Origin of the sequence: Pseudarthrobacter sp. NPDC059871 (assembly GCF_042731175.1) — a bacterium.
Lineage (GTDB): Bacteria > Actinomycetota > Actinomycetes > Actinomycetales > Micrococcaceae > Arthrobacter.
Genome location: NZ_JBHWJV010000008.1, coordinates 236,955 through 246,578 on the forward strand (window position 1 = coordinate 236,955; position 9,624 = coordinate 246,578).

At 63.7% G+C, this 9,624-nt stretch carries 7 protein-coding genes; 4 read left to right on the forward strand and 3 right to left on the reverse strand.

The window, feature by feature from the left end:
- Nucleotides 1-35 precede the first annotated feature (35 nt).
- Entirely contained in the window at nucleotides 36-2,255 is a 2,220-nt protein-coding gene (locus ACFV4R_RS12835) for an NADP-dependent isocitrate dehydrogenase (protein WP_377202506.1), read from the reverse strand.
- A gap of 332 nt (nucleotides 2,256-2,587) precedes the next feature.
- Between ACFV4R_RS12835 and ACFV4R_RS12840 the strand changes: the two genes are divergently transcribed.
- Nucleotides 2,588-3,553, forward strand: a complete 966-nt coding sequence (locus ACFV4R_RS12840) for a trypsin-like serine peptidase (RefSeq protein ID WP_377202505.1) — start codon at nucleotides 2,588-2,590, stop codon at nucleotides 3,551-3,553.
- Nucleotides 3,537-3,710, forward strand: coding sequence for a hypothetical protein (locus tag ACFV4R_RS12845; RefSeq protein ID WP_377202504.1), 174 nt, complete (start codon nucleotides 3,537-3,539; stop codon nucleotides 3,708-3,710). Before ACFV4R_RS12840 ends, ACFV4R_RS12845 begins: the two co-directional genes overlap by 17 nt.
- 132 nt (nucleotides 3,711-3,842) lie before the next feature.
- On the opposite strand, the gene purH is transcribed toward ACFV4R_RS12845, so the two are convergent.
- On the reverse strand, nucleotides 3,843-5,528 hold the full coding sequence (gene purH / locus ACFV4R_RS12850; protein ID WP_377202503.1) for a bifunctional phosphoribosylaminoimidazolecarboxamide formyltransferase/IMP cyclohydrolase: 1,686 nt from the start codon (nucleotides 5,526-5,528) through the stop codon (nucleotides 3,843-3,845).
- 141 nt (nucleotides 5,529-5,669) lie between these two features.
- On the opposite strand from purH, the gene ACFV4R_RS12855 reads away from it, so the two are divergent.
- Complete coding sequence (locus tag ACFV4R_RS12855; protein ID WP_377202502.1) at nucleotides 5,670-7,022, forward strand: MFS transporter; 1,353 nt, start codon at nucleotides 5,670-5,672, stop codon at nucleotides 7,020-7,022.
- 469 nt (nucleotides 7,023-7,491) lie between these two features.
- A complete protein-coding gene (locus ACFV4R_RS12860; protein WP_377202501.1) occupies nucleotides 7,492-8,658 on the forward strand; it encodes an exodeoxyribonuclease VII large subunit in 1,167 nt (388 codons plus the stop codon).
- A gap of 43 nt (nucleotides 8,659-8,701) precedes the next feature.
- Here ACFV4R_RS12860 and ACFV4R_RS12865 read toward each other — a convergent pair whose 3' ends face one another.
- Nucleotides 8,702-9,313, reverse strand: a complete 612-nt coding sequence (locus ACFV4R_RS12865) for a hypothetical protein (RefSeq protein ID WP_377202500.1) — start codon at nucleotides 9,311-9,313, stop codon at nucleotides 8,702-8,704.
- Between the last annotated feature and the right edge of the window lie 311 nt (nucleotides 9,314-9,624).

Here is a 9,624-nt window from a genome sequence, read left to right on the forward strand (position 1 = left end):
CGCCTCTTTCTTGAAACTGCCGAAGCAGCCTGCCGCTAGCTCAGGCTGTCGATGACCTTGTTCAGGGTGGCGGACGGCCGCATGATTGCAGAGGCCTTGGCGTCCTCGGGGTGGTAGTAGCCTCCGACGTCCACGGGCGAGCCCTGGACCGCAGCCAACTCACCAACAATGGCTTCCTCCTGGGAGGAGAGTTCCTTGGCGACGGCGCTGAATGCGGCGGCCAGGTCGGCGTCGTCCGTCTGCTTGGCCAGTTCCTCGGCCCAGTAGCGGGCCAGGAAGTAGTGGCTGCCGCGGTTGTCCAGTTCGCCGGCGCGGCGGCTCGGGGACTTGTTCTCCAGCAGGAACGTGCCGGTGGCGCGGTCCAGCGTGTCGGCCAGGACCTGGGCGCGGGCGTTGCCGGTGGTGGTGGCGAGGTGCTCGAAGCTGACCGCCAGGGCCAGGAATTCGCCCAGGCTGTCCCAGCGGAGGTGGTTCTCCTTCAGCAGCTGCTGGACGTGCTTCGGCGCGGAGCCGCCGGCGCCGGTCTCGAAGAGTCCGCCGCCGTTCATCAGCGGAACAACCGAGAGCATCTTGGCGCTGGTGCCCAGCTCCAAGATGGGGAAGAGGTCCGTGAGGTAGTCGCGGAGGACGTTGCCGGTAACGGAGATGGTGTCTTCGCCCTTGCGGATCCGGTCCAGGGTGAACGCGGTGGCCTTGACCGGGGACAGGATCTGGAGGTCCAGTCCCTCGGTGTCGTGGTCCTTCAGGTACTCGTTGACCTTGGCGATGAGGTTGGCGTCGTGGGCGCGCTCCTCGTCCAGCCAGAACACGGCAGGCGTCTGGGAGGCGCGGGCACGGGTGACGGCCAGCTTGACCCAGTCGCGGATGGGGGCGTCCTTGGTCTGGCAGGCGCGCCAGATGTCGCCGACGGAAACTTCGTGTTCCAGCAGGACCTTGCCGGAGCCGTCAACAACCTGGACGGTGCCGGCTTCCTGGATCTCAAAGGTCTTGTCGTGGCTGCCGTATTCCTCGGCTGCCTGTGCCATGAGGCCTACGTTGGGGACGGTGCCCATGGTGGTGGGGTCGTAGGCGCCGTTGGCGCGGCAGTCATCGATGACCACCTGGTAGATGCCGGCGTAGGAGCTGTCCGGCAGGACTGCCAGTGTGTCGGCTTCCTTGCCGTCCGGGCCCCACATGTGGCCGGAGCTGCGGATCATGGCAGGCATGGAGGCATCCACGATGACGTCGCTGGGGACGTTCAGGGTGGTGATGCCCTTGTCCGAGTCCACCATGGCCAGTTCCGGGCCGTCTTCGAGGCCCTTCTTGATGAGGTTCTGGACGCCGTCGCGGACATCCGCCGGCAGGTCCTCCAGGCTGCTCAGGATGGCGGCCAGCCCGTTGTTGGGGCTGATGCCGGCGGCTGCGAGCTGCTTGCCGTAGGTTTCAAACAGTTCGGAGAAGTAAGCCTTGACCACGTGGCCGAAGATGATGGGGTCCGAAACCTTCATCATGGTGGCCTTCAGGTGTGCGGAGAACAGCACGCCCTCTTCCTTGGCGCGGGCAACCTGGGCCTTCAGGAACTCGTCCAGGGCTGCGGCGCGCATGACGGTTCCGTCGATGACCTCGCCGGCCAGGACCGGGAAGGCCTTCTTGAGGACCTTCACCGAGCCGTCTTCACGAACCAGCTGGATGGCGATGGTGCCTTCCGATTCGATGACAACGGACTTCTCGTTGGAGCGGAAGTCGTTCTGGCCCATGGTGGCCACGTTGGTCTTGGAGTCAGCGGTCCAGGCACCCATGGAGTGCGGGTTCTGGCGGGCGTAGTTCTTGACGGACAGCGGTGCGCGGCGGTCCGAGTTGCCTTCGCGCAGGACCGGGTTTACTGCCGAGCCCTTGATCTTGTCGTAGCGCGAGCGGACGGCGGTTTCCTCGTCCGAGGTGGGGTTGTCCGGGTAGTCCGGCAGTGCGTAGCCCTGGCCCTGCAACTCTGCAATGGCGGCCTTCAGCTGCGGGATGGAAGCGCTGATGTTGGGCAGCTTGATGATGTTGGCTTCCGGCGTCTTCGCCAGTTCACCCAGTTCAGCAAGGGCGTCACCGGTCTGCTGCTCGGGGGTGAGGTAATCGCCGAACACAGCGATGATGCGGCCGGCGAGCGAAATGTCGCGGGTCTCCACCTCCACACCTGCAGTCGAAGCGAAGGCCTCGATGATCGGCAGGAACGAATAGGTAGCCAGCATCGGCGCTTCGTCGGTGTGGGTGTAGATAATCTTGGACATGCGCGGGCGTCTCCCTGAAGGTCGGCTTGGTTGTGAAACCTTTGTCTATTTCACCAAGTACAACTTACCCGAGGACAAGGGTTTGAACCCTACCGGAGGCGCTGGATGACCCGGCCGTGAGCAGGATTACAGCGCTGGAGAAGCGTACGACGGCGGCACCTGGCCGGGTGCCCCACCCCGCCCCGCGTCGGGCTCCTGACCTGCGGCTCCGCAGCCCCCTATCCGCTGCAGGGTAAGTCACTCCTGTTTACTTATATGTGACGCGCGCGATAAATTCTTGAAGTCGATCCGCGCCCTCTCCCCCGGGGCATTTCCGTTCAGACAGGACAACAATGACACGCACCCGGTCCCTGGCTTCCGGCATCCTGAGCTTCTCCGCCGCAGCCGTTCTGGCTCTGACCACCGCTGGCGGCGCTTCCGCCGCTCCGGCCTCCCCATCGCCCTCCGACGCGAAGGCCCTTCCCTCCATTGTGCGCCTGGCCGTGAACAGCGCCGGAGCCGCCGACTACTGGACGGCCGAGCGAATGCAGCAGGCACTTCCCGGAGATGTCCTTGCGGCCAAAGCCATCGACCGCGGAAACAACGCCAACCCGGCGTCCGTCGAACGTGGCAAGAACGCCAAAGTTAAGGCCAGCAAGGGCAAAGCCACCAGCACCACATCCGTAGCCCACATCGGCAAAGTGTTCTTCAGCATGGGTGGCGCCAACTACGTGTGCTCCGGCAACGCCGTGACCTCGGATAACAAGAGCACCGTGTCCACAGCGGGGCACTGCGTGATCGGCGGCCCGGGCCAGGAGGCCACGAACTTCACGTTCGTTCCCGCCTATGACAACGGCAAGGCACCGTACGGCAAGTGGACCGCCAGGGAACTCTTCACCACTGACGAGTGGAGCTCGTCCGGCAACATTGCCTACGACACTGCCTTCGCGGTCATGGACCCCCTCGATGACGCCCTCCTCACGGACGTGGTGGGCGGGTCCGGCGTTGCCTTCAACCAGGAACGCGGACTGTCCTACACGTCCTTCGGCTACCCGGCGGACAAACCGTTCACCGGCCTGACCCTCAAGAGCTGCACCGGCACGGCCAGCCCCGACACCATTAACAAGGACTTCGGCACGCAGGGGATTCCCTGTGACATGACCAGCGGCTCCTCCGGCGGCCCCTGGTTCATCGGGTCGGGCCCCGGCGGCATGCAGAACTCGATCAACGGCTACGGCTACAGCGGCTCCAAGGTCATGTACGGACCGTACTGGGGCGAGGCCATCGAAAATGTGTACAACGATGCCTCAGAGTCCTAGCAAGGAACCTCGCGAAGGCGTCGCCCACATCGAGGTAACCCAGACGCACGAGGAAATCCTCGAGTACTGGACTGAGGAGCGGATGGCGGAGGCCAAGCCCCGGGAGCTGGTGCTCCGGCCGGCACCTGAAGAGCAGCACCCGGCCGACGAGGACTAAGCCAACAAAATAACGACGGCGCCTGCCCCCTGCGAAGGGGACAGGCGCCGTCGTCAATTAAATTCACCCGTTGCTCCGTAGATGCCCTTTGGTGCCTCAAAAGGGCATCCACGGAGCAGTGGATCAGGCGGCTCAGTGGAAGAAGTGGCGCGCTCCGGTGAAGTACATGGAGATGCCGGCGGCGTTGGCCGCAGCGATGACTTCCTCGTCCCGGACGGATCCGCCCGGCTGGACAACGGCGCGGACGCCGGCGTCGATCAGGATCTGCAGGCCGTCAGCGAACGGGAAGAAGGCATCCGAAGCTGCCACGGCGCCCTGGGCACGCCGGGGTGCGCCCGCGCCGGTGGCGTTGGAGGCACCGCCGGCGCCGTCGACGTCGGAATCCACCTGCAGGCCCAGCGTGTTGGCGCGTTCAACGGCCAGCTTGCAGGAGTCGAGGCGGTTGACCTGGCCCATGCCGATGCCCACTGCTGCGCCGTTGTCCGCGAGGAGGATGGCGTTGGACTTCGCTGCACGGCAGGCGGTCCAGGCGAAGGCGAGGTCCGCGAGGGTCTTCTCATCGGCGGCTTCGCCCGCGGCCAGAGTCCAGTTGGCGGGGTTGTCGCCGTCGGCGTCCACCTTGTCGCTGACCTGGACCAGCATGCCGCCGGAAACCTGGCGGAACTCCGTGGGGTAGCGGCCGTAGCCTTCAGGCAGGGAGAGCAGCCGGATGTTCTTCTTCTTGGAAAGGATCTCCACGGCCTCGGGCTCGAACCCGGGCGCGATGACAACCTCCGTGAAGATGTCCTTGACGGTGTTGGCCATGGCTGCCGTGACCGGGCGGTTGGCTGCGATGACGCCGCCGAACGCGGACACGGGGTCGCAGGCGTGGGCCTTGGAATGGGCATCGGCGATGGGATCCGCGGCGCCTGCCGAACCGACGGCAACGCCGCACGGGTTGGCGTGCTTGATGATGGCCACGGCCGGCTCGCTGAAATCGAAGGCGGCGCGGAGGGCGGCATCGGCGTCAACGAAGTTGTTGTAGCTCATGGCCTTGCCGTGCAGCTGGTCTGCCTGGGCGATGCCCACCGGGGCGGCCTTGTCCACGTAGAGGGCCGCCTGCTGGTGCGGGTTTTCGCCGTAGCGCAGCACCTCGGAGCGCTCCAGGGACATGCCGGCGTAGGCAGGCCAGTCGATGATGCCGTCACCGTCTTCATCGAGGAACTGGCTGGCCGTCCAGGTGGCCACGGCGTTGTCGTAGGACGCCGTGTGCGCGAACGCCTTGGCGGCGAGGCGGCGGCGGGTCTTCAGATCGAAGCCGCCGGCGGCGGCAGCAGCCACCACCTGGCCGTAGAAGGACGGGTCCACCACGATGGCGACGGCGGCGTGGTTCTTCGCGGCCGAGCGGACCATCGCGGGGCCTCCGATGTCGATCTGTTCGACAACGTCGTCCTGCGCGGCACCGGACTTGACGGTCTCCACGAACGGGTAGAGGTTCACTACCACCAGGTCGAAGGCTTCAATGTCCATGCTTTCGAGCGTCTCCATGTGGGCGGGGACGCGGCGGTCTGCCAGGATGCCGCCGTGCACGCGGGGGTGCAGCGTCTTGACGCGGCCGTCCAGCATTTCCGGGGAACCGGTGACCTCCTCAACCTCCTGCACGGGGATGCCCGCAGCAGCGATCTTCTTCGCGGTGGAACCGGTGGAGACCAGCTTCACGCCCGCTGCGTGCAGGCCTGTGGCGAGCTCCTCCAGGCCGGTCTTGTCGTAGACCGAGATCAGGGCCCGGCGGATGGGTACACGGTCAATGGATACGCGCTCATGCTGCGTGAAGCTCACAAATGTCTCCGTCTTATCTCGCGGTTCAGTGCCGCGGTTGGTGGGGATAGGGCCAGTTTATCGCGTAGCGCACGTTGCCCCGAGTGTCCGCCGGAGTGTGGACGCCGGTGGGCGGGGCTAAAGTTTCAGAAGGAGGCGGCAATGAACACTTACACCACTGTGCCCAGCGGCGAACAGGTGGTCCAGGAACTACCCTGGCGATGGAAAGTCCAGGGGCGGATCTTCCTGATCGGCGGGCTCGGATTCATGTTTGACGCGTGGGACGTGACACTCAACGGCATCCTGATTCCCCTGCTGTCGAAGCATTGGGCGCTGGCTCCCGGCGAGGTGGCGTGGGTGGGGACGTCCAACCTGATTGGCATGGCCCTGGGAGCCTTCATCTGGGGCACCATTGCGGACACCATCGGCCGCAAGAAGGCATTCACCGCCACTTTGCTGCTGTTTTCTGTGTTCACAGTCTGCGGAGCTTTTGCGCCGGACTTCATCTGGTTCTGTGTGTTCCGGTTCCTGGCCGGCTTCGGACTGGGCGGCTGCATTCCGGTGGATTATGCACTGGTGGGTGAGTTCACTCCCCGCAAGCAGCGTGGCAAAGTGCTCACCGCCATGGATGGCTGGTGGCCGGTGGGCGCCGCCCTGGCCGGCTTCGTTTCGGCCGGCCTGGTAGCCCTCTACGGTGACTGGCGGCTGACCATGCTGGTCATGGTCCTGCCCGCGCTGCTGGTGTTCTGGGTCCGGCGAAGCGTGCCGGAATCGCCGCTGTTCCTCATCCGCAAGGGCAGGCGTGACGAGGCTGCCAAGGTCATTGACGGGCTGGTGGCTGCCACGGGCGCCGAAGCCCGGGCCTACAGCCTGCCGGATGCGAAGGACGTACCCCGGCTCTCGGCCGGCAGCGCCTGGATCCAGCTGCGGTCGGTGTGGCAGTTCAACTGGAAGATCACCACCGCCGCGTGGGCCCTGTTCTTCAGCATCCTCCTGGTCTACTACCTGTCCCTGACGTGGATGCCGCGGATCCTCATTGGCGCAGGGTTCGCCGAATACAAGGCGTTCGTCACCACCGCGTCAATGGCCGCCGTCGGGCTTTTGGGCGTCATCGTTGCCGCCCTGCTGGTGGAGCGCGTGGGCCGCAAATGGATCCTGGCCGTCACCGGCCCGCTGTCCGCACTGACGCTGGTGATCGTGGCTTTCGTGGTGGACATCCCATCGGCGGCCGTGTTCTGGCTGCTGGTGTTCGGGTTCGTGGTGCAGGTGGCCATCCCGGTGCTGTACGCCTATGTGTCGGAGCTCTACCCCACGGAACTGCGCGGTACCGGCTTCGGCTGGGCATCCACGTTCTCACGGCTGGGCGCCGGTTTCGGTCCGCTGATTTTCGCCAACTACTTCTGGCCTGAGCTGGGCCTGGCTACGTCCTTCGCCCTGGCCGGAGGCCTGGTGCTGCTGGCAGTGCTGTGGATGGCCTTCTTCTCCCCCGAAACCCGCCAGCGCCGCCTCGACTGACCCCGACAGCGACACTCACCCCCAGCCTCCCCACTTCCCAACTGAGTCGCAGTTGTTGTCGTTTTGAGGCCGGAAAATGACAACAACTGCGAGTCAGTTGAATGGCGGCCCTGGAAAGTTGACTCGCCCGTGTCTGAGGCCGCGGCTAGGCTCCACAACGAAGGGCGGAAAGCGTTTCGGTATCGGATGGGGAGGCCGTGTGTATTTTAACCAACAACCAGAGGCTACGAGATCGTCTCGAAGTTCGGTCAGTGCAGTCCGCAGCTGGGTTGGAAGCCGCGTTCGACAAACCGAAATCACAGTCCGTGGTGAGTGCATGGCACCACGGAAGATCGGCCTGAGGTGGAATTTTGATCTAGTATCGGTGTCCCCGAAAGGAGTGGAGCTCCTCCCATGCGTTGTCTGGGAAGACATGGTTCCCAAAATCGACGCGCAGCTCTGCACACGAAACTCATCGTTGGATAAGGCCATGACCAGCGGCATGGTGTTGACGCTAAAAGGCTCCCTATGGCTTAACGCCGAAGGAACGGTCGGCATGAGGGTCACAGCGATTGAAGCTGGCTTCGTCCGCCGCGGCGCACTCTATCTTGAAGACAATAGGGCGATCGCCTCGCTCCGGGCGGCAGGCGTTCCCGGAATTCGCCTTGCCAAGACGTTCGTACACGACAATCCGGAGAACGCGTTCAAGAACCTTGACTGCAAACCGGAACGCGTCATGGTCGTTGGGCCTGCCAACGCGCAAGGAGTTGGAGATCTGGAGCGTCGGCTCTCCCATAGTGGTGGCTCCTCACCAGAGGTCTTCTACAGAACCCTTTCGTGGAGTGTCGACGCCAAGATGGAGGATTTTCAGGCACATCTCCGGGAAGCAGAGGGACTGGACCTGGATCTGGTGCTGCTGGTTCGGGGTGGCGGTCACTGGAGGTGGCTGCGGGGCTACCAACGAGCAGACCTCGGGCTTGCCATTCAGAGGTCCTCCGTACCCGTCGCCACGGCCGTGGGGCATGACGCAGATGTTTCCGTGGCTGACCGGGCTGCCACACTGTCATTCACCACACCCACGGCCGCGGCTGAGGCGATCGCCAACGAATTAGCCTTCCATCGCCGGCAGCAGACAAGGGCCATGCGTCACACAGTTGAGCGAAGGATCCAGGCAGAAGACCAGGCTGCTAAGGAAGCCAAACTGGCTTCCTTTGAGGCCCGCATTGGAGTTCTTCAGGCCAACTATGAGACTGCGCAACAACAGATATCGGAAGCCAATTCCCGACAGCACAATGCATTCAAAGTCCACACACAAGACCTGCTGGACACGGCCGAGATGCGGGTCAAGTTCATTTCACGCACAGCCTCGGTAGCGGTTCTCATGGCGGTCACTGCGATGGTGGTATTCAATGACCAACTCCTGGCTAATCTTCAACTGAGTCCAGATTCGCTGCAAGGTTGGCTCTACCGCCTGACAATCATCGCTACCGGCGTTTGGCTGCTTGTCTGGCAGCGGCGGGCGAGGAGTTCCGCCGGGCTGGCATCCACATCACCTATGAGGAAGCCACCGAGAGACGTGGATTCGTGGCGCTTCGCAATGAAGAGAGTCCGGACCGTTCGTAAGCTCCGGCGTCTTCGACACCATACGCCTCTTTAGACTCCCAACGGGACCAGCCATGAGGCTTCAGGGGAGACGCGACTCACGAGCCGGGTGACCAGCCTTGGCTGATCAGTGCTCTCCGCACCTTCGAGACGGCTGCCCCAGCGCCGTTTGTCATGTGACGCTTGGAGACCCGGACGAGAACCCAGCCTCCACGGATAAAATCCTCCTCTCGAGAGATATCACGGACGATCTGTTCCGAAGTCGAGTGCACGTCCCCGTCGTATTCCACGGCCACCTTCAGTTCCGGGTAGCTCAGGTCAGGTTGGCGTACGACGGCGGAACGCAGTTCCGTGGGCACGTTCAATTGCGGCACAGGAAGCCCTGCGCACTCCAGTGCCAGCCTCAGCCGCGTCTCCGGCGCAGAGTCAGCACCCACCCGAGCCTGGTCCAACGCCAAGCGGGCCTTCCGGATGCCCGGTGTGCCCTTGTGCCGGTCCAGCATCTCGGCCAGATCCTCAAGGGTGCAGTATGGATCCGTTCTGGTCTCAAAGACCGGCCGAGGTACGCGGATGAGGTGGTCCGCCACAACCGTGATCTCGTCAACGCTCATCCGCCGGGCATTGTCCAGCCATGTTCGGGACCTGCTCGTCACCAGCAACCCGTCAACGCATACGATCTCGTCCTCGAAGAACTGCCCCACGTGACCCACAACCCCCCTACGGCGTGGAATCGCCATCGTGTCAGGCCTGGAAATGTGTATCAGGGAGTTTTCCCCGGGCAGAAAACCAGGAAACCGCCAAAAGGCAAACGCCGTTGCGTGGGACGCAGCCGAAAATGCTGTGATTCTCGCGTACGGCACGACGACTTCGGGTCCAGGACTTGTGCCCGGACCGGGAAGCATGTCATCGTTCGGAACCCGGATACCTGTCAGCGATGGTCGAAAACTGAGCCATTTCGCGGGCTGAAAACTGAGCCACTTTGACGCTGGTTATTCTGCCGTATTTTCCGGTCTTGTCGAGG

Coding starts and splice junctions, on each gene's coding strand:
- ACFV4R_RS12835 (WP_377202506.1), bottom strand. CDS start 2,255: ATGTCCAAGATTATCTACACCCACACCGACGAAGCGCCGATGCTGGCT.
- ACFV4R_RS12840 (WP_377202505.1), top strand. CDS start 2,588: ATGACACGCACCCGGTCCCTGGCTTCCGGCATCCTGAGCTTCTCCGCC.
- ACFV4R_RS12845 (WP_377202504.1), top strand. CDS start 3,537: ATGCCTCAGAGTCCTAGCAAGGAACCTCGCGAAGGCGTCGCCCACATC.
- ACFV4R_RS12855 (WP_377202502.1), top strand. CDS start 5,670: ATGAACACTTACACCACTGTGCCCAGCGGCGAACAGGTGGTCCAGGAA.
- ACFV4R_RS12860 (WP_377202501.1), top strand. CDS start 7,492: ATGACCAGCGGCATGGTGTTGACGCTAAAAGGCTCCCTATGGCTTAAC.